This is a genomic window from Shouchella clausii, from assembly GCF_002250115.1.
Taxonomy (GTDB): domain Bacteria; phylum Bacillota; class Bacilli; order Bacillales; family Bacillaceae_D; genus Shouchella; species Shouchella clausii.
Genome location: NZ_CP019985.1, coordinates 895,752 through 919,389, shown reverse-complemented (window position 1 = coordinate 919,389; position 23,638 = coordinate 895,752). Strand labels below are relative to the sequence as shown.

Below are 23,638 nucleotides of genomic sequence, written 5' to 3'. Positions count from 1 at the left end.
AAGGAAAAACGCGAAGGTGAGGATTTCATATGCTAGCAGACACGGAAGCAGTGCTCCTTGATTTAGATGGAACCGTTTTTCAGGGCGACCGCCTAATCCGAGGCGCTAAAGAGACGATTGCTTCCTTGCAAGAAGCTGGCAAGCGAATTGCCTATTTAAGCAACCGCGGCAATGTATCTAGGAAGGAAGGTCTTGAGAAACTAGAGCGCCATGGGATTATGGCGGCCCCTGAATCATTGATCCTGTCTTCAACTGTAACTGCCTCCTTTTTAAAGCAACATTATCCGAAAGCTGCCGTCTGGCCACTTGGGAATCGTGGGCTTGCCCAAGAGTTGCTGTATACCGGTGTTAAAATCGCACAGGCGCCAGAGGAGGCTGACTTTGTCGTTGTGACGCTTCACGATAAGATTACGTACGAAGAGTTGAATGCTGCTTTTAAAGCAAGTTCCGCGGGCGCCCGAATGATCGCCACCAATGCCGACAAAACCTATCCAGACGAAGCAGGCCAAGCTATTGACGTTGCCGGATTTATCGGCGCCATTGAAGCGGCGACAGGGCGCAAAACCGAGCTTGTCATTGGCAAGCCCTCTTGCTTTATGGCTGAAGCAGCCCTAATTTATGTGGAGGCGCCAGCAGAAAAATGCTTGATCGTCGGCGACAGCCTTGAATCGGATATCGGGCTTGGGCGAATGCAAGGAATGAAAACCGCCCTTGTACTAACAGGTAATACCCGGAAAGAAGCAGTGGAGCTGCTTCCACCAAAGCGACAGCCCGATTACGTTTTAAATAGCATTGATGACTTAAGGGGGTACTTATGAATATCTCAGCGTTAAAAGCACGGATTCGCGCCTCAAAAGATGACTTGTATCCTTTGCCACTCGAGCAAATTGTCGTGGCAGAAGGGGCTTTGCACGAAGCGGCTGCTTTCATAGCCAAGCAAGCCGAATCAGGCGTTGTCCTTGTTGCTGATTCCCATACTTACAAAGCTGCAGGAAGCGATTTGCATGACCACTTATGCCAAAAAGGCGTTAAAGCAGACTGGCATCTATTGGAGCCGAACAGCAATGGCGATATCATCGCCGACGAAGCGTCCCTTATTAGCGTCATGCTAAAAGTAGAGCAATCGACGAAGTTGCTTGTCGCTGTCGGCGCGGGAACGATTCATGACATCGTCCGCTTTGTAAGTGGCAAAACGAACAAACCGTTTGTGTCGATACCGACTGCCCCATCTGTGGATGGCTTCACTTCTCTCGGTGCGCCGATTGTCGTACAAGGCTCGAAAAAAACATATCAACTTGTCGCGCCAATTGCTTTATTTGCCGACACGGTTGTTTTGCAACACGCACCTCCTGCTTTGATTGCTGCTGGATTTGGCGATATGGTCGGCAAGTATACGTCATTATTCGATTGGAAAATTGGCTCTCTTCTAAAAAGTGAGGCCTATTCCGACTTGGTAGCTGATTTAACAGAGGAGGCTCTTTCTGCTTGTGTCGATAAAGTCGCAGACATTGGCAAGAGGACGTCTGCGGGCGTGCAGGTACTGATGGAAAGCCTGCTTACATCCGGTTTAGCAATGGCCTTGTTTGGTTATTCCCATCCTGCTTCAGGTGCCGAGCACCATCTTTCCCATTACTGGGAAATGGAAGCGCTTAGACTAGGGAAAAAGCAGTTGCTGCACGGCGCAAAAGTTGGCTTATCGACGCAAATCATCAACCGCTTTTATAAGAACACTGTGCTTCCAGACGTACATCGGTTTTTGGGCGACGACGAAGCGAAGCAAGTGATTGCTCTTGTTGAAGCATTGCCAGACCCTGACGATGTAAAAGCGCTGCTTGAGCAGGCAGGGTGGAACGAAGCTCTCGTACCGATTGCTCCAGAACTTGTTGAGGAAAGCTTACAGCACGCCTATTTGCTGAGAGACCGTTATACGCTTTTGCGTCTTTATCGTGAAGGCACAACAATGAAAAAAGAAGGTGAAACTCATGTTGGACGTTCTTAAACGCCAAGTATGGGAAGCAAATCAAAGTTTGCCGAAACACGGGCTTGTCACATTCACGTGGGGAAATGCCAGTGGCATTGACCGTGAAAACAACCTTGTTGCCATTAAACCAAGCGGATTAGACTACGACGAGATGCATGTAGAAGATATTGTTGTCGTTACCCTTGATGGTGAACTTGTTGAAGGGAAGCTCAACCCCTCATCGGATCTTGAGACACATCTCGTTCTATATCGAACCTTTCCAGATATACAAGGGATTGTCCACACCCATTCTCGGTGGGCAACAAGTTGGGCACAGGCGGGCATGTCCCTTCCTCCCTTTGGGACCACTCATGCAGACTATTTTTACGGGGAAGTGCCATGTACGCGAAAAATGACGCCAGAAGAAATCAATGGCGCTTATGAGAAAGAGACGGGCCATGTAATTGCCGAGACATTCCGTTTTCAAGATCCACTTGAGACACCCGCTGTTCTCGTCCACGGCCATGCACCGTTTACATGGGGGCGCTCGCCGAAAGAAGCGGTCTACCATGCGGTTGTGCTCGAAGAGGTGGCGCAAATGGCAGCTCATACAATCGGGCTTAACGCAAATGCCGAACGCATTTCACAACAGCTTCTCGATCGCCATTATTTGCGAAAGCACGGAGAACATGCCTATTACGGGCAGGAAAGGGGAGAGACAAAAGGATGAAGCGCTACACGATTGGAATTGATTATGGGACTGAATCGGGGAGGGCAGTCTTGGTTGATTTAGAAAATGGCGCCGAAGTGGCTGAACATGTAACGCCCTATGCACACGGCGTTATCGATCAGTGCTTGCCAGACAGCGGGCGTTCGCTCGAGCCGGAGTGGGCATTGCAACATCCTGGTGACTATTTAGATGTACTGCGTTTGTCGGTGCCAAAAGTTGTAGAGATCGCAGAAATAAGCGCTTCTCAAGTGATTGGCATTGGCATTGACTTTACCGCCTGTACAATGCTTCCGATTGACAAGCATGGAGAACCTTTATGCTTTGACCCCCAATTCGCCGACAGGCCCCACAGTTGGGTGAAGTTGTGGAAGCACCATGCCGCCCAAGATGAGGCAGATGAAATCAACCGCATTGCCGAGGAACGAAAAGAGGCCTTTTTAGCTCGATACGGAGGCAAATATTCATCCGAGTGGATGGTGTCGAAAATTTGGCAAATTTTTAATGAAGACCCCGACATGTTTGAGAAAGCAGATGCTTTCTTAGAAGCAACCGATTGGGTGGTGGCGCAGCTCACTGGCACAATTGTACGCAACAGTTGTACAGCAGGGTATAAGGCGATGTGGCATAAACGCGACGGCTATCCAGATGACTCTTTTTTTGCCGCGCTAGATCCAGGCCTTGCCCGGCTGACAACGACAAAACTTCGCGGTGATATCCTTGCCCCTGGCCAACGTGCCGGCGGATTAACAGTAGAAATGGCGGAAACGCTTGGCCTTAAGCCTGGAACGGCTGTTGCGGTAGGGAATGTCGATGCCCATGTGGCTGTCCCAGCCGCAGGCGTTGTCACACCAGGGAAAATGGTTATGGTAATGGGCACATCGATTTGCCATCTTGTATTGGCTAAAGAAGAAAGAGCAGTCGAAGGAATGTGCGGCGTAGTAGAAGACGGCATTGTGCCAGGATACTTTGGTTATGAGGCAGGGCAGTCTGCGGTTGGCGATATATTTGCATGGCTGATGAAACACGGCATTCCCGCTGACTTGAAACAAGAAGCGGAACAAGCAGGAAAACCGCTTCATTCGTTGCTAGAAGAAAAGGCGGCCGCTTACCGTCCTGGCGAAACCGGTTTGCTCGCTCTTGATTGGTGGAACGGAAACCGTTCAACGCTTGTCGATGCAAATTTGACAGGGCTTATTTTAGGATACACCTTGCAAACAAAAGCAGAAGAATTGTACCGAACATTGCTGGAGGCGACCGCATTTGGCACGAAAAAAATTATTGACGCTTTCAGAGACAGCGGCGTTGAGGTGAACGTTCTTTATGCTTGCGGAGGGCTGCCACAAAAAAACGAGTTGCTCATGCAAATTTACGCCGATGTCACCAATCTTGAAATAAAAGTGGCTGCTTCAAAACAAACGCCTGCTCTTGGGGCTGCCATGTTTGCAAGTGTTGCTGCAGGCCATGAAGCTGGCGGGTATGAAACGATATTTGCTGCTGCCGAAAAAATGGCCCACACGAAAGCGCGCTCCTTTAAACCGAATCGTGAAAATGTCCCTTTATATCAGGCTTTATACGAGGAATATAGCAAACTTCATGATTACTTTGGCAGGGGCGAAAACGATGTAATGAAGACACTTAAACAGTTGCGTAGCAGAGCAAAAGGAGGAGCCGTGCATGCATAAACAAGGAAAATATCAATTTTGGTTTATAACCGGAAGCCAACCGCTCTATGGACAGGAGGCTCTTGATGAAGTAGCGGCTCATTCCAAAGTGATGGTAGAGCGCCTCAAGGAAAAGTTGCCAGAGGAGCTTGTTCTTAAGCCAGTGGCTTCCTCGCCTGAGCGTATACTTGAGTTGTTTCGCGCAGCCAATGGCGACAACAACTGTGCTGGTATCATTACGTGGATGCATACATTTTCGCCAGCAAAGATGTGGATCGCTGGCCTAAACGAGTTAAACAAGCCAATGCTCCACTTCCATACTCAATATAACCGCGACATTCCGTGGGGCGACATTGACATGGACTTTATGAATTTGAACCAGTCTGCACATGGCGATCGTGAATTTGGCTTTATGGTATCGAGAATGAACATTGACCGGAAAGTCGTAGCAGGCCATTGGCAAGATGCTCGCGTTATGAAACGGATAGGCGACTGGATGAAAACGGTCAATGCCTATCAAGAGAGCAAACAGCTAAAAGTCGCTCGTTTTGGAGACAACATGCGCGAAGTTGCTGTAACAGAAGGAGATAAAGTCGAAGCACAAATTAAGCTTGGCTGGTCTGTGTCTGGCTTTGGGGTTGGCGATTTAGTTGAAGTCATTGATCGCGTATCTACAGAAGATGTCAACGCCTTAATGGATGAGTACCGGAACCTTTATACGTTTCGTCCTGACGCAAACATAGCGGCCGTTGAAGAGCAAGCCCGAATCGAGATAGGGCTCGAGCGGTTTTTGCAACAAGGCGATTTCCGCGCTTTCTCGACTACGTTTGAAGACTTGCATGGCATGAAGCAACTGCCTGGCCTCGCCGTGCAACGTCTCATGGCAAAAGGGTACGGATTTGCTGGAGAAGGCGATTGGAAAACAGCTGCCTTATTGCGTGTGCTAAAAGTGCTTGCAGGCAACGTAGGGACATCCTTTATGGAAGACTATACAAATCATTTGGAACCTGGACAGGAAATGATTTTAGGCTCCCACATGCTCGAAGTCTGTCCGACGATCAGTGCCCAAAAACCAGAGATTGTGGTTGCCCCGCTGTCAATGGGGAATAAGGAGGACCCAGCGCGGCTTGTATTCAAAGGCAAAGCAGGCCGTGCATTGAATGCGGCTCTTATTGATATGGGCTCTCGCTTTCGCTTAGTCGCCAACGAGGTCGAAGCAGTTGAAAACCCACATGAGATGCCGAAGCTGCCGGTAGCAAGCGTGCTGTGGAAGCCCCTTCCTTCTTTTTCGGAAGCGACAGAAGCATGGATTTATGCTGGTGGTGCTCATCATACCGTGTTTTCTTATGAGATTTCAAAAGAACAATTGGCTGACTGGGCTGGCCTTATGGGGATTGAATGTATCGTCATTGATGACCATTCAAATGTTGGCCAGGTGAGAAAGGAACTTTTTTGGAACCGCCGCTCTTATTAAGCAAGCATTATAGAAAGGCAAGGGGCTGACAAAGGTACAGCTTCTTGCTTTTTCATCAGCGAAATAAAGGCGTATGAAAAGCAAGCCAAAGGCATATGCATTTTGAGAAACAAGCTCCATAACATTGAAAGCGTTATCAAACTGAGTAGGAGGCACATCATGCGAAAAGCAATTGGACTTGGCGCTGTAGCCAGCCTTCTTTTCATGACAGCAGGCTGCATCCAGCAAAGCTCTGGGGAGGAAGGCAGCAAGGGGACGATCGGAATCGCGATGCCGACCCAGTCGTCTGAACGTTGGATTGCGGATGGCAACCAAATGGTTGCCTACTTTGAGGAGTTAGGGTACGACACAGATTTGCAATATGCGGAAGATATTGTCGAAAACCAATTCTCGCAAATTGAAAATATGATCACTAGAGGAGTCGATGCCCTTGTCATCGCTTCCATTGACGGAGAAACGCTCACAAGTGTACTCGAAAGCGCCAATGCTGAAAACATCCCAGTGATTTCGTATGACCGCTTAATCATGAATTCTGAGTACGTCGATTACTATGCCACGTTTGATAATTATAAAGTCGGCGTGCTCCAAGGAGAGTACATTGTAGAAGCTTTAAATCTCGAAGAAGAAGAGGGGCCTTTTAATATTGAGTTATTCGCAGGTTCTCCAGATGACAACAATGCGACGTTCTTTTTTAAAGGGGCGATGTCCGTTCTTCAGCCTTATATCGATCAAGGCAAGCTAGTGGTTCCAAGTGGTCAGACGGATTTCAACCAGATTGCCATTTTAGGCTGGGACGGCGCCAAAGCGCAAAGCAGGATGGACAATTTGCTCAGCTCTAATTATGGAGGGGGTGAAGAGCTTCATGCAGTTTTAGCGCCAGCTGACTTGTTAAGCATCGGCATTATCGCCTCTTTAAAAAATTCAGGCTACACCGTCGATACTATGCCGATTATAACGGGACAAGATGCAGATCTCCCAGCAGTCAATGCTGTCATCAAAGGGGAACAGGCCATGACTGTCTTTAAAGATACGCGGCTGCTTGCTAAAAAGGCCGTAGAGATGACGGAAGCTGTGCTCCAAGGGGAAGAACCGGAAGTCAATGACACAAACACGTACGACAATAATGCGAAAGTCGTTCCTGCATTCTTGGAAGAGCCCGTCGTTGTAGATCAAGACAACTACGAGGAAGTGCTGATTGACAGCGGCTACTATGAGGCGTCACAGCTTGATCAATAACAGCGGCTTGCTAATAGCCGCCTGCTCAAAAAGAGGTGAAGCAAATGGCCGATATGTTACTGGAAATGAATAACATTACCAAAACATTTTCCGGTGTAAAGGCATTAAGCAATGTCAATTTGAAAGTAAAACGAGGCGAAATCCATGCGCTTTGCGGGGAAAATGGCGCAGGAAAGTCGACTTTAATGAAAGTGCTGAGCGGTGTTTACGGATACGGTACGTACGAAGGCGACATCTTGTTTGAAGGCGAAGTCTGCCGTTTTAAAGACTTGAAACAAAGTGAAGAGAAACGGATTGTCATCATTCATCAAGAACTTGCCCTAATTCCAGAGCTTAGCATCGCCGAGAATATCTTTTTAGGAAATGAACAAAAACAACGAGGCATCATCGATTGGGCCGAGACCGCAACGAAAGCGCAAGCGCTCCTCAAAAAAGTGAAATTGGCAGAATCACACCAGACGCTGATTAAACATATCGGTGTCGGCAAACAACAATTGGTGGAAATCGCCAAAGCGCTCGCTAAAAACGTAAAATTGCTCATATTAGATGAACCGACGGCTTCACTAAACGAAAGCGACAGCGAAAACTTGCTGAAACTGTTAGCGGAATTAAAAGAACAAGGCGTGACGTCCATTATCATTTCCCATAAGTTGAATGAAATTAAGGCAATCGCCGATTCGGTTACGATCTTACGGGATGGCAAAACAATAGAAACGCTTGATTTGCACACGGAAGATGTGAGCGAAGACCGCATCATTCGAGGGATGGTCGGCAGAGACTTAACAAACCGCTATCCAGAAGGGCAAAGTGAGATCGGCGATATCGTGTTTTCGATCGAAAATTGGAATGTGTTTCATCCAGTGCAAAGGGATCGGCAAATCATCCATGATGTCAGTTTGCACGTAAGGAAAGGCGAGATTGTTGGCATTGCTGGCTTAATGGGTGCCGGTCGTACAGAACTGGCGATGAGTTTATTCGGCAAATCGTATGGCACAAACATAACGGGCACGATCAAGAAAGATGGCAAAGCCATCTCGATCCCTTCTGTACGGGCAGCAATCGATCACGGCCTCGCCTACGCGACCGAAGACCGAAAATCCTATGGGCTCGTGTTGATGAATGATATAAAAGAAAACATCTCACTGGCCAACTTACCTGCGGTCTCCCAAAATCAAATCATCGATCAAATGAAAGAGACACAAGTAGCAGAATCGTTTATGAGGAAATTGCAAATTAAAGCGCATTCCATCTTGCAAGAAACAGGCAAGCTCAGTGGCGGCAACCAACAAAAAGTCGTGTTAAGCAAATGGATTTTATCCGACCCTGATGTATTAATTTTAGACGAACCGACACGTGGAATTGACGTCGGCGCAAAGTATGAGATTTATACGCTCATTCGCGAGCTTGCTGCCAAAGGAAAAGCAATTCTATTGATTTCTTCTGAACTGCCAGAACTACTTGGCATGGCAGACCGTGTTTATACAATGAACAAAGGGCGCATCACAGGAGAACTTGAAAAGAAAGACCTTTCCCAAGAGCGTTTGATGAGGCGAATGACAATGGAAATGGAGGATCACCATGAAAGCATTTCTTAATATTGTCCAAAACAACGTGCGCCAATATAGCATGACTTGTGCGTTGCTGTTTATTATGCTCTTATTCCAGCTGTTAACGGATGGCATTTTGCTGCAGCCGTTAAATATTACAAATATCATTTTACAAAACAGCTATATTTTAATTCTGGCAATCGGAATGGTCATGATTATCATCACAGGCCATATTGATTTATCCGTTGGCTCCGTTGCCGCTTTTATCGGCGCGCTGTCAGCGATTTTAATGATTGAGTTAAATGTCAATCCAGTGTTAGCTGTTCTCATCTGTCTCATTGCAGGCGCTCTCGTTGGTGCTTGGCAAGGGTTTTGGGTTGCATATGTTCAAATTCCTGCCTTTATTGTGACATTAGCAGGCATGCTCATTTTTAGAGGAATTACGTTAATCATGCTTGAAGGTCAGTCAATTGCTTCCTATCCGCCTTCTTTTCAACAACTAAGCTCAGGGTTTTTGCCTGATTTGTTTAATGGCGATTCGATTCATCTTTTTTCGATGTTCCTTGGAATTGTGCTAACAGCTGTTTTGATCGCGATTCAAATTAAGGGGAGAAAGAAACAGCTTCATCATGATTTGCCGGTTGCTAGTCCTGCTTGGTTTGCTGTGAAATTAGTAGCCATTGCAGCGGTTATTTTAGTGTTTACCTATGTATTAGCCAGTTACCGCGGCATTCCAAACATTCTTATCTTGCTTGTCGCCTTGATTGCCTTTTACGCCTTCGTCACGAAAAGAACGGTGTTTGGCCGCCACATCTATGCCGTTGGAGGGAATGAAAAAGCCGCCGCGTTGTCTGGGATTAAAACAAAACGCGTGACGTTTGCTGTGTTTGTCAACATGGGTATACTTGCAGCGCTGTCAGGCCTCATTTTTGCCGCTAGGCTAAATGCTGCCACCCCACGGGCAGGGAATTTATTCGAACTCGATGCGATAGCGGCTGCCTTTATTGGTGGTGCTTCTGCCTATGGCGGCGTCGGGACGATCATTGGCGCTGTTGTCGGCGGCCTCGTCATGGGTGTAATGAACAACGGCATGTCGATTCTCGGACTTGGCATCGATTGGCAGCAGGCTATTAAAGGGCTTGTACTATTGGCTGCTGTCGCCTTCGACGTCGTCAATAAGCGCCGTGGATAACGCGGTCACCTACTAAAGAAAGGATGAAACAAATGCCATTTAAAGTTGCCTTTATTGGCGCAGGCAGCATCGGCTTTACCCGCATGTTATTGCGGGATTTGCTGTCTGTTTCTGCCTTTTCCACAATCGAAGTCGCTTTCACAGACATCAATCAGGAAAATTTGCAAATGGTGACACAGTTATGCCAACGTGATATTAATGAAAACGGCCTTCCTATTCAAATCCACGCCACCCTTGACCGTAGAGAAGCGTTAACAGGGGCGCGTTACATTTTTAACGTTGTCCGCGTTGGTGGACTTGAAGCATTTGAGCAAGACATCGATATTCCGCTCCGTTACGGCATCGACCAATGTGTGGGCGATACCCTTTCAGCAGGAGGGATTATGTACGGCCAACGAGGCATCCATGAAATGCTCGCCATTTGCGAAGACATCCGTGACGTTGCTGAACAAGACTGCCTCCTATTAAATTACGCCAATCCAATGGCGATGCTTACATGGGCGTGCAACCACTTCGGCGGCGTCAACACGGTTGGGCTATGCCACGGCGTTCAAGGCGGCCATCGTCAAATTGCCGACGTGTTTGGGCTTCAGCCAGAAGAAGTCGACATTGTCTGCGCCGGTATCAATCACCAAACATGGTACATTCAAATCAAACATGACGGCGAAGATTTAACGGGCAAGTTGCTCGAAGCGTTTGAAAACCACCCTGAATACAGCAAAACAGAAAAAGTACGCATCGATATGCTCAAGCGTTTTGGCTATTACAGCACAGAATCGAACGGCCATTTAAGCGAATATGTACCTTGGTACCGAAAACGGCAAGAGGAAATTGGCGATTGGATTGACCTCGGCACGTGGATTAACGGCGAAACCGGTGGCTATTTGCGCGTTTGCAAAGAAGGGCGCAACTGGTTTAAAGAAGACTTTCCTAATTGGATGAACGAGCCGGCTTTCGTTTTTGCTGAAAGCGAGCGCGGCCAAGAACATGGTTCTTATATTGTTGAAGCGTTAGAAACAGGGCGTATCTACAGAGGGCATTTTAATGTGGTCAACCAAAACGTCATCTCCAATTTGCCCTCTGATTGCATTATTGAAGCCCCTGGCTACGTCGATAGAAACGGCATCAATATGCCCGTCATAGGTGACTTGCCCATTGGCTGCGCCGCCGTTTGCAACGTGAGCATTAATGTCCAACGCCTTGCGGTAGAAGCAGCCGTAGCTGGAGATGACCAGCTCTTGCGGCAAGCGTTTATGATGGACCCACTCACTGGGGCCGTATGCACCCCACCTGAAATTTGGCAGCTTGTCGACGACATGCTCATTGCCCAAGAAAAATGGCTGCCCCAATATAAAACAAGCATTGCCGAAGCCAAACAAAGGCAACAAACGCAGCAACGGCTAGCGACAAAGGACACGAGCGGCGCAGCCCGCCTGAAAACGAAGACTGTTGCCGAAATGAAAGAAAATCGAGCGGAAGCAATGAAAAATGCCAGTCAAGCAGACAAAGCAATGAAGCGTCCAGCTGCAGAGCAAAGCATTCACTCTGCAAACGAGTAAAAAAGGAGGAGCTCCATAAGGGGGCTCCTTTTTCGATAGATAAGAATGTGTTTGTTTCAAAATTGATGTTCACTTTCATTTTCATTGATTTTTAGAACAAATTAAAACGTTCTGTGATAATATTATTTTGGAGTTCTATATAAATTAAAGGAAGTTCGTATTTGAAGGGATAAATAAAGTCTAGCCGTTCTAGAGGTAATGTTGAAGCGTAATTGCTAAGTCTTTATGCTCCAATACGCGTAAGAGACATTATTGGCCTAAGGAGATGGAGGGTGAAAAAATGATAAAGATAGAGAATTTAGACTTAGTGACTAGAGAAAAACTTCTTTATAATGGCAATGCTGAGCTGAAAAGAGGTTTTATTTATGGGTTATCAGCACGAAATGGTTCTGGAAAAACGACATTGTTGCGGACAATAGCAGGAATCCGCAGCGAAACAAAAGGATCGATTTATTACATTTCTAATCATGAAATCTATTCTTTGCCAGAATTAAAACGGAAACTGTTTTACTATGAAAGTTCAGAATGGTTTGATCCTAACTTGACAGGCTTTGATTATTTAACATTCATTCAAAGAGAATGGTCTAATAAAAATGCATGTATAGATGATGTGGTAGATTATTGGGAAATGAATCAATATATTAAAATCCCTATCAAAACGTATTCGCTTGGCATGAAACAGCGGGTATTATTAGGTCTGTATGAGGTTAGTGGCGCAGAATACTGGTTAATGGACGAACCGACAATTGGATTAGATACAAATAGCATTGAAAAGTTTGAAAAGTTGTTAGCACGAGAGAAAGGCAAGAATAAAGCAATTCTCTTCTCATCACATCAAGATGATCGTATTTATAAAGTTTGTGATTACATTTATGAGTTAGGCAACGGCTCTTTAGTTATGAGAGAGGCAAGTCAAAAAGGAGAAAATCGATGAGCTATAGTTACTTATTGTTTAAACAAATCTACCGAAGCAAGGCTGTAATCGTAGCGACAACGATTCTTTTTTTAGGGGTAGTCGGTCTCTATATCGTAAATGCAATCGACGGAAGTGATTTTAGAGCAGACATGCAAAGTTACTTACATCATGATCAAGAAACGCTTGCATTCTATCAGGAAGAATTAGAAAATCCTCATATCTCGGAAGAGAACCGGATCATGTTTGAAGAAGCTATCATTGAGGTCGAAGAAAACATCTCTTGGGGTCAACATATTTTAGAGGCTATTGATCAAAACGATTTCTCAGAGGCCTTAGTCTATTTTAACAAAATGATCGATCGAAATTTGGATATACATAAAGAGACGAATGGAGAATTATTTCCAGAAGAAGCAATTGATGATTTTATGATGACACGCCATGTGAACAATCGCTTAATTGAATTAAACGCGGAACCAGATACATTGCATTTTGAAAAATTTGGCGCAACGTTTACGTATCGGGTAATGGAGAGCCTTTTCCCGACATTATTTATGTTGATCGCATCACTGATTCTGTCAGAAGTATATTTTCTTTCATTCAGAGGAGGGATAAACATTGACGTATTACTCCCTAAAAGGTCTACGAGGCTGTTAATGAAGAAATTATCATTTATGGCTGGGGTGACTGTGGCATTTTATTTCGGCATTCTTGTTTTCAGCTTCTTCTTAGCAAGTATTTTTAATGGAACTGGTTCTTTCCACTATCCTATTGTTAATAATGGGAGCCCAATCTTTGAAACAATGCCTTTATGGAATGTCATGATGAAGACATTTATCCTTCAAGTGCTTGCTATTTTTAATTTGGTTCTGATCGTAGCCTTCGCTGCTGTTTTAACAAAAAACAAGATGGCGACTTTGATGATTGCTATTCTGATTACAGTTGGTTTTCCTATGACACATGAATTTATAAGCTCTTTGCACCCATTCCTACACTTAAGCCCCTTCACATACTTTCTTGGTGGAGACGTTGCTGCTGGTTTTTTAGCTGAGCGATTTAACAATGGCCGCATTGACTTTATAAGTGGAGTAATCGTATTGGTTGTTTTTGCAAGCATAATCACATTTATCTTATGTATACATGCCTATATGGTAGAGAAGCGTCAATTAATTACGTCAAAAAAGGTTGGTCAAGTGGGGGAAATAAACACAAACAACTAAAAACATTAGCCGGAGCGCCTTTATAGACCATTCTACAAAAGGCGCTTGGCCAAAAAATAACGAAAAACAAAAGAAACTTCTTTTATGAAAAGACGTTCAGGCTTGGGAAATAGTCAAATAAATTGACACCAAAGGCGAAGGCGATGCCTAGAGCGACCGACCATACAACAATGGCGATCGTTTGCCAAAGTGTGACATATTGCCTGCTTGTGCCAGCTCCAAGGGCAATGGCAGCACCGACATGGAAGCAAATAATCGGTCCGGCAAAGGAGACGCCTGGGACTCCGTAACGTTGAAAGAAACGTTGCGCTCTTTGTCGTCTACTTCCCTCGTTTTTCGTGCTTTTCCTTGTTCCGCGCAGTTTATCAACTAGCCAAATAAAGACATACACGGATAGGAGGTTTCCAGCGATCGAGAGAAGGACAACTGGAATAACCGGAAAGTTTAATACAATGCCAATCGGAATGGCCACATACGATTCAAAAAAAGGAATTAACGACACAATAAAAACGCCTATATATTGATATACGGTGTCTGCCTCCATAATGAATTCCATCAGTTCTTGCAACATTGTCATTTCCCCTTTTTCAAGTGATTGTTTCTTCGCTCATTGTATCGGAATGGGGATACACACACCTTAAAACAAGGGTGAAAAGAGGGGAAATCATGGTGAATGCAACTATAGCTAGCATGAATGGAGCAAAAATGTAGTGCCTTACCGATTTACGGAAAGGTTCACACTGTAAAGGCCTTTCGCTTTATGAGTAAACGGGTTGCGATAACGGCAACAACGGCCCATATGACTAATAACAAGAAGCAAGAAGTAAATGCAGCTCCAATTTGGCCAGATACAATCAAATCAATGCCGCTAATGAAAAGGATGTTCGGTATCAAATTGGCAAGGAAATGCAGCCCTATGTTCGACAGGAAACGGGTGATTATTTCCAGGGCAATAAAAAAGATGACGATTGGTGTTCCAAATAAATTTACTTCGACGGTGTTGTTCGCATAAGTACCAAGCAATGTCCCAGCACAAATCATAATGACGATACAGGGAACTGTAAAAAGGCTTGCCATTGCAGTATAGAAGATGGTTTGCCCTTGAAGCAAAGTGGTGACAACGATTGTCAGCAATGTGACGGATATGGTGATGACCGCTTTCGCAATCGTTAAGTGGTAAAAATGAATTCCCATTTGTTTTAATACACGCCAAGTACGTTGTTCTTTTTCTTCAGCAAGCAAATTCCCTTGAATATGGATAGGAAGCAGCAACAACGTAATCATGAGCAAGATATTTAATGGCACGTTACTTTGAAGTAGAAAAAAAGCAATGACAAACAGCAATGGAAAAAAGATAAGTACAAGCAGCTGGCCATTATAACGCAAGTCCTTTATATCTTTGTAAAGCAACGCTTTAAATGAATCAACGTTCATTTTGTCCTCCCTACATTTGCAGCAGTTCTTTTAATGCGGCATAATTGCCTTTTGACAGTGGAATCGTGTTTTTAGTTTGATCATTCAGACTGAGGCTGTAGCTGTTTTTGCTCCAGACAATGATTTCGCGCACACGCTGTAAATTCACTAAATAAGATCGATGACAGCGGAAAAAGCCAAAAGGAGCTAAACGCTGTTCCAAGTCTTTTAAAGGGATAGAAGTAAAAAAGGCTTCACTATTTACATGTAAGATCGTTTGCCCATCTTGGCTTTCCATATAATCGATCTCCAACGGGTCGAAAAGAATGATTTTATCGTCCATTTTAGCTGAAATTTTTGCTAGTTTCAGTGGGGCATCGCCTTTAGGCGCTTCGCTGGCATCTTGATCATGGCTTGTCTGTTCGACTTGATAGAAGCTGTGCTCCGTCATGCGAAACGCAGTCCCTAGCTGGATTGCTTCTTCCAGAGATGTAGTCGTGATGACAATGCATTTGTTGGATAGCATTTCTAAAATCGTATGAAATACGTGCTTGGTTTGGCGATCCACGTGCAAAGTTGGCTGGTCGAATACGTATACTTGGCTTGGCATGATCAGGCAGCGGCAAAAATGCAAACGCCTCCTTTCAGACAAAGGGAGCGAGCGGACCCGTTTGTCAGCTACCTCACTCAATTCGCATACTGCCAAAAGACGCTTCTCATTTTCTTCGCTTTTGTAGAGCTTCAGCCAAAAGCGGATCACTTCCCGTGGCGTTAAACGCTTATACAAGCCATCGGATTGATGGAACATAAAGGCGTTAGAATGGGGATCAAAAGGTTTGTCTTCTAATTTAAACTGGTTGGTTGAGCCAGAAAATGGGTTCATAAACTGGGACAAAAATGTTTGCAAAAACTCGGCCTCTCCTTGAATCGCAACAGGTTGTCCAGGTTGGACAGCTACATTGATTTCAGGAAGGAGCAAGCGATTTCCCGCAATTTTTGATGGAAGATTTATTTCAAACATGGTTTTTGGTTTCTCCTTGAAAATGGATCTCGTCTTTATAGCGTATACAGATTTTTTCATGAAGTAAATATCGAACAGCAAAAAAGACGGCATTGCAAGGCAAGCCGTCTTAGGTTGTAGGCAAACAACCTCGTGTCGTTTACCTCAGGCATATGTTTATAAGTGGGTTTCTTCCATTATCAAGCCGGTTCGTCAACAAGCATTTTCTCTCATTTTGATTGATTTGATTTTATTAATCAAACGTTTAAATAAAATTAGGAAATGGCTTTTAAGCCAGTAACACCTATGACGATGATGGCTAAGCTAAACAAGCGCAGCCAATTCCTTGATTCGCCAAAGAACATCATGTTTACCAAAACAGCAGCAACCGTTCCAAGTCCAATCCAAACGGAGTAAGCAATGCTTAGCTGCAAATAATTAAACGAAGTGTACAAAAACAGAAACGACGCACCGAAGCCGCCGAGAAACAAGATCGTATGGAGCACTGTTTTCTGTTGGCTGTATTTTTTTAAACCAATCACGCCGACGACTTCAAACAGTGCTGCTAATACAACAAAGAACCATCCCATCGTCAAGCCGCTCCTTTCTGATTGGATTTCGTTTCGTCTGTATGGTTGTCGGCCAATTTTAATAAAACCACGCCGATAACAAGAAGCGCCATAAACAACCCTTTGGCGATACTAAAGGCGCCTCCAAATATAAAGATGTCCATTAGGGCAGTCCCGACTGTTCCGATGGCAGCAAACACAGCATAGACTGTTCCGGTTGGGAGCGTTTCACATGCTTTAGAAAGAAAGTGGAAATCGATAAGAATAATGGCGACAATGATTGCCCAATGCCACCAAACAGTCGCAACATTAAAGCCAAATACCCAAAAAAGTTCAACTAGGCAAGTTAAGCCGACATAGAACCAACCGTTTTTCATTTTGAACAAACTCCTTTTGAATTAGTGAATGACATTCATTCATTTTTACCGCCAAAGAAAGGCAAGCGCCTTAGTGCAGACCGCTTGCTCCTAATGCATGGCTAATAAATGATATGAGCTCATTTTTATGTGCTTGTGCGCTCGCTTGATCATGTTGGTCGTACAAATAAAGCTGTTCTGCTGTTGATTCAATCGCACCGACCATGATTTTGGCGGTATAGGCAGTATTGATTGTCTCGCGAATTGCGTTCTTGTCAAGGGCGCGGGCTAGCATGCCGTCAAACCAGTCGTATAATGGTGCATAAATCATTTCCCACTCCTTGACATACTCCGTTTGAGTCAAGCCTGAATAAATTAATATGGCCAAATCATTATGCTCTTCCGTAATCGAGAAAATGGCTTCAACAACTTCCTCAATTTGCCTTTCGATCGAGTCGCTGCGGACGGACTTATGAAGCCGATCAATCAGCTTATTGACGAATACTTCGGCAATGCTAGGCATAACCGCCAGTTTAGAAGGAAAGTACAAATAGTAAGTCCCTTGGGCAATCCCAGCCCGTTTCACAATGTCAGTAATCGTCGTTTTTTCGACGCCTTTTTCTTTAAAGGCAACAATCGCTGCTTCAACAATGCGTTCTTTTTTATCCACTTGTACACATCCTTTAATGACTGAATGTCATTCATTTTTAATAATAGCAAGTGAAACAGCATTTGTCAATTTGCCCTTATCAGCATACGAGTTAAGGCTGGGAGCTGTCTTTTTAACTTAATTTCACATGTTCACCCATCATAGGATTTTTCCTTAAGTGCTTTGTACACGTTTATTTTTGTTGCATTTTCAACAAAAACACCGTAGAGTGAATAGGTGTTGAACCACTTCATCGGTAGGAGGTTTGGCAAAAAATGAATGAAACGACAAATTCCCATTGGCGCGAGAACATGATGGTCATTACCGTTCTGGCTGCGTCGTTCTTATTTTTATTTAATCAATTTTTATTAATTACGGCCTTTCCAACGATTATGGATGAATTTTCCATAAATGCGACGCAAGTGCAATGGCTAACTACGTCCTTTTTGCTGATGGCGACGATGCTCATCCCGACAATGGGTTATTTAATGAGCCGTTTCAGTGCACGGGCGCTGACAATGACTGCCTTAGCATGCTTTGTCATCGGCACGGTATTGTCAGCGATAGCGCCCTCATTTGTCTTACTCGTAAGTGCACGGGTCGTCCAAGCGATCGGGGCTGGCATGATGCTACCGCTTGTGCAAACGATCCTTTTGCATGTTTACCCGGCTGAAAAAAGAGGCTATGCTATGGGGCTTATGGCACTTGTCATTAATGTGGCGCCAGCTATCGGTCCGCCGATTTCCGGTTATATCGTTGATTGGCTAGGTTGGCGTTCTTTGTTTTGGCTTGTTTTGCCCCTCGCCCTCGCGATTTTCGTTCTTGCTGCAGTCTTTATGCAAAACGTAACAGAACAAAAAAGCGTTAAATTTGATTTATTGTCCCTGTTCCTTACCGTCGTTGGCTTCTCCGGCGTAATTTTCGGTTTAAGCAATATTAGCATCGCTGGGTTTTCCTCTGCTATTGTACTCGTGCCTCTTAGTGCCGGTTTCTTTGCAATAGCAATGTTTATATGGCGGCAGCTTTGTTTAGACTCACCGATGCTTGAACTTCGTTTATTTAAACATTCATGGTTTGTACACGGTGTGATCCTGTCTTTTGTAATTTCGATTTTGCTGCTTTCAACGGAAACGTTGTTGCCGTTATTTATTCAAGACGTCCAAGGGCGGTCGGCTTTCTCATCGGGGATGATTCTCTTGCCGGGAACGGTCTTGTTGGCGTTGACTTCATTTGCCTCAGGCAAGCTGTTTGACTCATTCGGCGGGAGAGCTCTTGGTTTAAGTGGTTATGGGATTCTAGTGTTGGTATTCACTATCTTTATGTTTATGGGAGATCAAACGGGCATTCCTCTGCTAGTTGTCTGTTTTTGTGCGTTTATGGTTGGAATTGGCTTCACAATGACGCCAGCGACAGCGATAGCGATGAACGCTCTAAAGCAAGCAGAACTTGCCCACGGAACGGCGATTGCCAATACGATCAGGCAGTTTGGCGCAGCGCTAGGATTAACGGTATTGACGACACTTGTCAGCGTCAACGCGAACCGAAACGACATCGACTACGTAGAAGGAACGCTAGCAGGGCTAAAGCTTGCCTTTGGCGTAATGGCCATTTTGGCACTGGTAGCATGGGTATTAGTGTATACGGCAAAAGAAAAGAACACTCAGCAACGGGAAGAACTAGGGGATAAGCAATAAAAACCTGAATTTTACAGCACAGCGTGAAACAAATAAAAAAACCACTCTATATAAACGGCACCTCGTTGTTAGGAACGAATGAAATCGGAGGTGTGCGTTTGCTTGCAGAGTGGTTTTTTGCTTTACGTAAACGTGTCTCTAGTCAGTTCGCCACATGGTGTTCAGCAGCGACCACGACATCGATATGGTGGTCTTGGCAATAGGCTGCGTACTCTTCATCGAGTGGAGCTGATGTAATTAAGTGGTCGACTCGGTTGAAGGGAGCATATGTCAATAGCGTGGATTTCCCAAATTTTGATTGGTCGGCAAGCAAAAATACCTCACGTGCTTTTTCGGCTGCGATCTTTTTAATTTCGTACTCGAGTTGGTCGGCATTGGTAAGGCCATGGGCAATGCTGACACCAGTAGCCGACATAAACGCCTTGTGGATGTTGTATTTTTGCAATATCGCAGCTTCATCGATGCCGACAAATGAGCGCGTTTTGTGTTTGTAAGAATTGCCGATCACAATTAAATGGATTTGCTCAAAACCTGTAGCCGCATTAATAACATCCAAGCTGTTTGTCAGAACAGTAATCGAGATATTCGGGTCCAATGCCGCCAAAATCGATTTTGTTGTCGTGCCCGAGTCTATAAATATTAAGTCATCGTCTTTAATGAAGTTGGCTGCCTCACGAGCAATTCTCGTTTTTTCTGCTTGGTTTCGTACTTTTCGGTTCTCAAACGAGACTAAACTTTTTTCTACTGCGGTGACCCCACCATAAACTTTGCGGATCACGCCGTTTTCGACTAGTTTGTTAATGTCTCTCCGGATCGTGTTTTTTGATACATTAAATTCCTCGCACAGCTCATCAAGGGAGGCCGAGCCATTTTTAAGAATGTATGCTTCCATTTCTTGTATACGTAATAGCTTCATTGTGAAAACCCCTTTTTTTATCTACCTAGACAATAGCATAGTCTTCAAAGTTATTCAACAAATAACCATCATTTAATCATTTTTACTCAAAAAATGATGGAAATATGTTGACCTTTTATGGCATATAGTTTTAATATATAACCAAGAAATGATCAAAAAGTAACCGATATTGAAAGCGGTTTACCCACTTTAGGAGGCTAGCACATGGGCGAAACAGCAGTAGAGGTCCGTAAAGTCAAAAATTATATTAATGGAAAATGGATTGAAAGCAGCACAAGCCTTTATGAAGATGTAGTGAATCCGGCGACTAAAGAGGTCATTTGCCAAGTGCCCCTTTCGACAAAGGCGGATGTAGAGCACGCAGTTGAAGTCGCAAAAACCGCTTTTGCTAAATGGTCGAAAGTCGCTGTGCCGCGTCGTGCGCGGATTTTATTCAATTATCAGCAACTATTGCAGCGTGATAAGGAAGAATTGGCGCGTTTGATTACAATTGAAAACGGCAAAAACTTGACGGAAGCAAGGGGGGAAGTGCAGCGCGGCATTGAAAATGTTGAATTTGCTGCAGGTGCCCCAAGCTTAATGATGGGCGATTCATTACCGACGATTGCGACAGACGTAGAAGCAAGCAATTATCGTTATCCCATTGGCGTCGTCGGCGGAATCGCGCCATTCAATTTTCCGATGATGGTGCCATGTTGGATGTTCCCAATGGCGATCGCACTCGGAAATGCATTTCTATTAAAACCTTCAGAGCGGACGCCATTATTGACTGAAAAGCTCGCCGACTTGCTTACTGAAGCTGGCCTGCCAGATGGCGTGTTCAATGTTGTCTATGGCGCCCAAGATGTCGTCAATGGCATGCTAGAGCACCCTGACGTAAAAGCGATATCGTTTGTCGGCTCTAAGCCTGTTGGCGAGTATGTTTATAAAAAAGCAAGCGAAAACTTAAAACGCGTTCAAGCGTTGACAGGAGCGAAAAACCATACAATCGTCTTAAATGATGCCGATTTGGACGACGCCGTCACCAATATTGCCGGAGCTGCTTTTGGTTCTGCTGGGGAGCGGTGCATGGCCTGTGCTGTTGTTACAGTCGAGGAAGGAATTGCCGATGCGTTTGTAGCCAAATTAAAGGCAAAAGCTGAATCGCTCGTGATTGGCAATGGTTTAGACGACGGTGTGTTTTTAGGCCCTGTCATACGTGAAGAAAACAAAAAACGAACCATTGCTTATATTGAAAAAGGAGTGGAGGAAGGGGCGACCCTTGTGTGCGACGGCCGTAGCCGGGTATCTGCCGATGGTTATTTTATTGGGCCGACGATTTTTGAACATGTGACAACGGATATGACGATTTGGAAAGATGAAATCTTCGCCCCTGTGCTTTCGATTATTCGTGTGAAAAATTTAGATGAGGGGATTCAAATAGCCAATCGCTCTGAATTTGCAAACGGAGCTTGCCTATTTACAACGAATGCGGCGGCCGTCCGCTATTTTCGTGAAAACATTGATGCTGGAATGCTTGGCATTAACCTTGGCGTTCCTGCGCCTATGGCATTTTTTCCTTTTTCAGGATGGAAATCATCGTTTTATGGGACGCTTCATGCAAACGGAAAAGATAGCGTAGACTTTTATACGCGCAAAAAAGTCGTGACCGCCCGTTATCCGAAGCCGTCATTTGACTAATTTTGTAAGGGGGAGGCATACCGGTGGGCCAGTTACTAAAAAAACCGAAAACAAAGGTGCTTAAACAAGGGGTTACACTTGTTCATGACACGGAGGCAGAAAAGGCGCCCCTTAAGTATGTATCGTTTAAGCTCGTCGATATCCAGGCAAACGCTATATACGAAGAAACGCTCGGTTCCTATGAATGTTGCATTGTTGTTGTAAGGGGAACAGTCACGGTAACGGACGGAGAGCATGTGTTTTCCAATATTGGCACACGGAGTAGCGTATTTGAACGGAAACCGACAGACAGTGTCTATCTCTCGAATGGCCGTTCATTTACGGTAACTGGAATAAGTGAGGCGTGCATCGCTCTTTGCTATGCGCCTTCAAACAAACAATTGCCGACAAAACTTATTAAAGCGAGTGACGTCGGCATTGAAAACAGGGGCCAATTACAGAACAAGCGCTTAGTCCATAATATATTGCCTGATTCAGACAAGACTGCAAACAGTTTGCTAGTCGTCGAAGTGTTTACAGAAAGCGGCAATTGGTCCAGTTATCCGCCCCACAAGCATGATGAGGATAATTTGCCCTACGAGTCTTTTCTAGAGGAAACGTATTACCATGAAATCGATCCACCGCAAGGGTTTGTGTTCCAACGTGTGTATACTGAGTCACGTAATATAGACGAAACGATGGCTGTCGAAAACGGCGATGTTGTCATTGTACCTGCTGGCTACCATCCAGTTGGCGTTCCTGACGGCTATGCGTCCTACTATTTAAACGTAATGGCAGGCCCTGTACGTATTTGGAAATTCCGTAATGAAAAAGACCATGAGTGGATTTTATCACGATAAAAGGAGCGGTAGCCTATGGGCATCCAATTTCAAGAGGGAAAGCAATTTGATGTGATTGCGCTTGGCAGGGCCTGCATTGATTTAAATGCGGCCGAATACAACCGGCCGATGGAAGAAACGCGGTCATTCACAAAATATGTCGGCGGTTCGCCAGCCAATATTGCCATTGGCAGCGCGAAGCTTGGCTTGAAAGTCGGTTTTGTCGGTAAAATTCCTGATGACCAACATGGCCGGTTTATTTCTTCTTATATGAGAGAGGCAGGCGTGGATACAAGCCAGCTCGTGATTGACCGAGAAGGGCATAAAGCAGGTTTGACGTTTACGGAAATTTTGAGCCCTGAAGAATGCAGCATTTTGATGTACCGTGAAAAAGCAGCTGACCTATATTTAAGCCCTGATGAAATCGACGCCGGTTATGTGAGATCTGCAAAAGTACTGCTCATTTCTGGAACGGCATTGGCTCAATCGCCTTCACGGGAGGCAGCCTTAAAAGCAGTGTCACTTGCAAAGGCGGCAGGTACAAAAGTTGTGTTTGAACTCGATTATCGTCCGTACACGTGGTCATCGAGGGAAGAAACGTCCGTCTACTACACACTTCTGGCAGGCATGGCTCATATCGTGATCGGCACGCGGGAAGAGTATGACATTATGGAAGGGGCAAGTGCCAGCGGCAATGAGCAAACAGCCAAAATGCTATTTGCCAAAGAGCCGGAATTGGTTGTTATTAAACATGGTGTTGATGGGTCTTACGCTTATTTGCCATCAGGAGAAACCTTTCGAGCAGGCGTGTACAAAACAAACGTGTTAAAAACGTTTGGTGCTGGAGATTCGTATGCATCTGCGTTTCTATATGGACTTTTGCGTGGTTATGACATTGATCAAGCATTGCGTTTTGGGAGCGCTTCCGCATCGATTGTTGTCAGTAAGCACAGTTCATCGGAAGCAATGCCAACTTTATCTGAAATCAAGGCGCTTGTCGAAGAACAGCATGTTTGAATGTCGAATTTTCTTTAAATAAAAACGCGTAGTG

At 44.9% G+C, this 23,638-nt stretch carries 22 protein-coding genes; 15 read left to right on the top strand and 7 right to left on the bottom strand.

Going from position 1 to position 23,638, the window contains the following annotated elements; genetic code table 11:
* Window positions 1-29: 29 nt before the first annotated feature.
* The 11 genes from BC8716_RS04385 (at window position 30) to BC8716_RS04335 (ending at window position 13,492) form a co-directional block, all read left to right on the top strand.
* A complete protein-coding gene (locus tag BC8716_RS04385) occupies window positions 30-818 on the top strand; it encodes an HAD-IIA family hydrolase (protein ID WP_094424108.1) in 789 nt (262 codons plus the stop codon).
* Window positions 815-1,999 (top strand): sn-glycerol-1-phosphate dehydrogenase, encoded by a 1,185-nt coding sequence (locus BC8716_RS04380; RefSeq protein ID WP_094424107.1) that lies wholly within the window; start codon window positions 815-817, stop codon window positions 1,997-1,999. Before BC8716_RS04385 ends, BC8716_RS04380 begins: the two co-directional genes overlap by 4 nt.
* Window positions 1,983-2,690 carry an L-ribulose-5-phosphate 4-epimerase gene (locus BC8716_RS04375; protein ID WP_094424106.1) on the top strand — a complete coding sequence of 236 codons (708 nt, stop codon included), beginning with the start codon at window positions 1,983-1,985 and terminating at the stop codon, window positions 2,688-2,690. The genes BC8716_RS04380 and BC8716_RS04375 overlap by 17 nt, the downstream gene beginning before the upstream one ends.
* Window positions 2,687-4,372 carry a ribulokinase gene (locus BC8716_RS04370; RefSeq protein WP_094424105.1) on the top strand — a complete coding sequence of 562 codons (1,686 nt, stop codon included), beginning with the start codon at window positions 2,687-2,689 and terminating at the stop codon, window positions 4,370-4,372. The genes BC8716_RS04375 and BC8716_RS04370 overlap by 4 nt, the downstream gene beginning before the upstream one ends.
* Window positions 4,365-5,825: an L-arabinose isomerase gene (araA, locus tag BC8716_RS04365; protein ID WP_094424104.1), complete on the top strand. Its 1,461-nt coding sequence runs from the start codon at window positions 4,365-4,367 to the stop codon at window positions 5,823-5,825. The genes BC8716_RS04370 and araA overlap by 8 nt, the downstream gene beginning before the upstream one ends.
* Before the next feature lie 159 nt (window positions 5,826-5,984).
* A complete protein-coding gene (gene chvE / locus BC8716_RS04360) occupies window positions 5,985-7,061 on the top strand; it encodes a multiple monosaccharide ABC transporter substrate-binding protein (RefSeq protein WP_094424103.1) in 1,077 nt (358 codons plus the stop codon).
* A 44-nt stretch (window positions 7,062-7,105) separates the two neighbouring features.
* Window positions 7,106-8,656: a multiple monosaccharide ABC transporter ATP-binding protein gene (gene mmsA / locus BC8716_RS04355; RefSeq protein WP_179289940.1), complete on the top strand. Its 1,551-nt coding sequence runs from the start codon at window positions 7,106-7,108 to the stop codon at window positions 8,654-8,656.
* Window positions 8,640-9,800, top strand: a complete 1,161-nt coding sequence (gene mmsB, locus BC8716_RS04350) for a multiple monosaccharide ABC transporter permease (RefSeq protein ID WP_094424101.1) — start codon at window positions 8,640-8,642, stop codon at window positions 9,798-9,800. The genes mmsA and mmsB overlap by 17 nt, the downstream gene beginning before the upstream one ends.
* 32 nt (window positions 9,801-9,832) lie before the next feature.
* Window positions 9,833-11,359 carry an alpha-glucosidase/alpha-galactosidase gene (locus BC8716_RS04345; RefSeq protein WP_094424100.1) on the top strand — a complete coding sequence of 509 codons (1,527 nt, stop codon included), beginning with the start codon at window positions 9,833-9,835 and terminating at the stop codon, window positions 11,357-11,359.
* A 280-nt stretch (window positions 11,360-11,639) separates the two neighbouring features.
* Window positions 11,640-12,293, top strand: a complete 654-nt coding sequence (locus BC8716_RS04340; RefSeq protein ID WP_157730351.1) for an ATP-binding cassette domain-containing protein — start codon at window positions 11,640-11,642, stop codon at window positions 12,291-12,293.
* On the top strand, window positions 12,290-13,492 hold the full coding sequence (locus BC8716_RS04335; protein WP_094424098.1) for a hypothetical protein: 1,203 nt from the start codon (window positions 12,290-12,292) through the stop codon (window positions 13,490-13,492). The genes BC8716_RS04340 and BC8716_RS04335 overlap by 4 nt, the downstream gene beginning before the upstream one ends.
* Window positions 13,493-13,574: 82 nt before the next feature.
* Here BC8716_RS04335 and BC8716_RS04330 read toward each other — a convergent pair whose 3' ends face one another.
* The 6 genes from BC8716_RS04330 to BC8716_RS04305 all read right to left on the bottom strand — a co-directional run bounded on the left by BC8716_RS04330 (window position 13,575) and on the right by BC8716_RS04305 (window position 17,500).
* Window positions 13,575-14,063 (bottom strand): small multi-drug export protein, encoded by a 489-nt coding sequence (locus BC8716_RS04330; RefSeq protein ID WP_094424097.1) that lies wholly within the window; start codon window positions 14,061-14,063, stop codon window positions 13,575-13,577.
* Between the two features lie 164 nt (window positions 14,064-14,227).
* Complete coding sequence (locus BC8716_RS04325; RefSeq protein ID WP_094424096.1) at window positions 14,228-14,926, bottom strand: hypothetical protein; 699 nt, start codon at window positions 14,924-14,926, stop codon at window positions 14,228-14,230.
* Between the two features lie 10 nt (window positions 14,927-14,936).
* Window positions 14,937-15,926 (bottom strand): LytTR family transcriptional regulator DNA-binding domain-containing protein, encoded by a 990-nt coding sequence (locus BC8716_RS04320; RefSeq protein WP_094424095.1) that lies wholly within the window; start codon window positions 15,924-15,926, stop codon window positions 14,937-14,939.
* Between the two features lie 254 nt (window positions 15,927-16,180).
* A complete protein-coding gene (locus BC8716_RS04315; protein ID WP_035205408.1) occupies window positions 16,181-16,495 on the bottom strand; it encodes a DMT family transporter in 315 nt (104 codons plus the stop codon).
* 2 nt (window positions 16,496-16,497) lie between these two features.
* The gene (locus tag BC8716_RS04310) at window positions 16,498-16,851 is read right to left on the bottom strand and encodes a DMT family transporter (RefSeq protein WP_094424094.1); all 354 of its coding nucleotides are present in this window, start codon (window positions 16,849-16,851) and stop codon (window positions 16,498-16,500) included.
* A 70-nt stretch (window positions 16,852-16,921) separates the two neighbouring features.
* On the bottom strand, window positions 16,922-17,500 hold the full coding sequence (locus tag BC8716_RS04305) for a TetR/AcrR family transcriptional regulator (protein ID WP_094424093.1): 579 nt from the start codon (window positions 17,498-17,500) through the stop codon (window positions 16,922-16,924).
* A 254-nt stretch (window positions 17,501-17,754) separates the two neighbouring features.
* Between BC8716_RS04305 and BC8716_RS04300 the strand changes: the two genes are divergently transcribed.
* Complete coding sequence (locus BC8716_RS04300) at window positions 17,755-19,173, top strand: DHA2 family efflux MFS transporter permease subunit (protein ID WP_094424092.1); 1,419 nt, start codon at window positions 17,755-17,757, stop codon at window positions 19,171-19,173.
* 142 nt (window positions 19,174-19,315) lie between these two features.
* Here the strand turns inward: BC8716_RS04300 and BC8716_RS04295 are convergent, their stop codons facing one another.
* Window positions 19,316-20,089 (bottom strand): DeoR/GlpR family DNA-binding transcription regulator, encoded by a 774-nt coding sequence (locus tag BC8716_RS04295; protein WP_094424091.1) that lies wholly within the window; start codon window positions 20,087-20,089, stop codon window positions 19,316-19,318.
* A 204-nt stretch (window positions 20,090-20,293) separates the two neighbouring features.
* Between BC8716_RS04295 and iolA the strand changes: the two genes are divergently transcribed.
* From iolA to iolC, 3 genes are read left to right on the top strand one after another with little or no spacing between them, the layout of a single operon-like run.
* Window positions 20,294-21,769, top strand: a complete 1,476-nt coding sequence (gene iolA / locus BC8716_RS04290) for a methylmalonate-semialdehyde dehydrogenase (protein WP_094424090.1) — start codon at window positions 20,294-20,296, stop codon at window positions 21,767-21,769.
* Window positions 21,770-21,792: 23 nt separating this feature from the next.
* Complete coding sequence (gene iolB / locus BC8716_RS04285; RefSeq protein WP_094424089.1) at window positions 21,793-22,608, top strand: 5-deoxy-glucuronate isomerase; 816 nt, start codon at window positions 21,793-21,795, stop codon at window positions 22,606-22,608.
* Window positions 22,609-22,623: 15 nt separating this feature from the next.
* Window positions 22,624-23,604, top strand: coding sequence for a 5-dehydro-2-deoxygluconokinase (gene iolC, locus BC8716_RS04280; RefSeq protein WP_011245285.1), 981 nt, complete (start codon window positions 22,624-22,626; stop codon window positions 23,602-23,604).
* Window positions 23,605-23,638: the final 34 nt, after the last annotated feature.

Bases quoted from the DNA above. Each gene is read 5' to 3' on its own strand.
- araA (WP_094424104.1), top strand. From the start codon at position 4,365: ATGCATAAACAAGGAAAATATCAATTTTGGTTTATAACCGGAAGCCAA.
- BC8716_RS04310 (WP_094424094.1), bottom strand. From the start codon at position 16,851: ATGAAAAACGGTTGGTTCTATGTCGGCTTAACTTGCCTAGTTGAACTT.
- chvE (WP_094424103.1), top strand. From the start codon at position 5,985: ATGCGAAAAGCAATTGGACTTGGCGCTGTAGCCAGCCTTCTTTTCATG.
- BC8716_RS04370 (WP_094424105.1), top strand. From the start codon at position 2,687: ATGAAGCGCTACACGATTGGAATTGATTATGGGACTGAATCGGGGAGG.
- BC8716_RS04380 (WP_094424107.1), top strand. From the start codon at position 815: ATGAATATCTCAGCGTTAAAAGCACGGATTCGCGCCTCAAAAGATGAC.
- mmsA (WP_179289940.1), top strand. From the start codon at position 7,106: ATGGCCGATATGTTACTGGAAATGAATAACATTACCAAAACATTTTCC.
- BC8716_RS04345 (WP_094424100.1), top strand. From the start codon at position 9,833: ATGCCATTTAAAGTTGCCTTTATTGGCGCAGGCAGCATCGGCTTTACC.
- BC8716_RS04340 (WP_157730351.1), top strand. From the start codon at position 11,640: ATGATAAAGATAGAGAATTTAGACTTAGTGACTAGAGAAAAACTTCTT.
- BC8716_RS04300 (WP_094424092.1), top strand. From the start codon at position 17,755: ATGAATGAAACGACAAATTCCCATTGGCGCGAGAACATGATGGTCATT.
- BC8716_RS04325 (WP_094424096.1), bottom strand. From the start codon at position 14,926: ATGAACGTTGATTCATTTAAAGCGTTGCTTTACAAAGATATAAAGGAC.
- BC8716_RS04295 (WP_094424091.1), bottom strand. From the start codon at position 20,089: ATGAAGCTATTACGTATACAAGAAATGGAAGCATACATTCTTAAAAAT.
- iolC (WP_011245285.1), top strand. From the start codon at position 22,624: ATGGGCATCCAATTTCAAGAGGGAAAGCAATTTGATGTGATTGCGCTT.
- BC8716_RS04375 (WP_094424106.1), top strand. From the start codon at position 1,983: ATGTTGGACGTTCTTAAACGCCAAGTATGGGAAGCAAATCAAAGTTTG.
- BC8716_RS04315 (WP_035205408.1), bottom strand. From the start codon at position 16,495: ATGGGATGGTTCTTTGTTGTATTAGCAGCACTGTTTGAAGTCGTCGGC.
- BC8716_RS04385 (WP_094424108.1), top strand. From the start codon at position 30: ATGCTAGCAGACACGGAAGCAGTGCTCCTTGATTTAGATGGAACCGTT.
- BC8716_RS04320 (WP_094424095.1), bottom strand. From the start codon at position 15,926: ATGTTTGAAATAAATCTTCCATCAAAAATTGCGGGAAATCGCTTGCTC.
- mmsB (WP_094424101.1), top strand. From the start codon at position 8,640: ATGAAAGCATTTCTTAATATTGTCCAAAACAACGTGCGCCAATATAGC.
- BC8716_RS04335 (WP_094424098.1), top strand. From the start codon at position 12,290: ATGAGCTATAGTTACTTATTGTTTAAACAAATCTACCGAAGCAAGGCT.
- iolA (WP_094424090.1), top strand. From the start codon at position 20,294: ATGGGCGAAACAGCAGTAGAGGTCCGTAAAGTCAAAAATTATATTAAT.
- BC8716_RS04330 (WP_094424097.1), bottom strand. From the start codon at position 14,063: ATGTTGCAAGAACTGATGGAATTCATTATGGAGGCAGACACCGTATAT.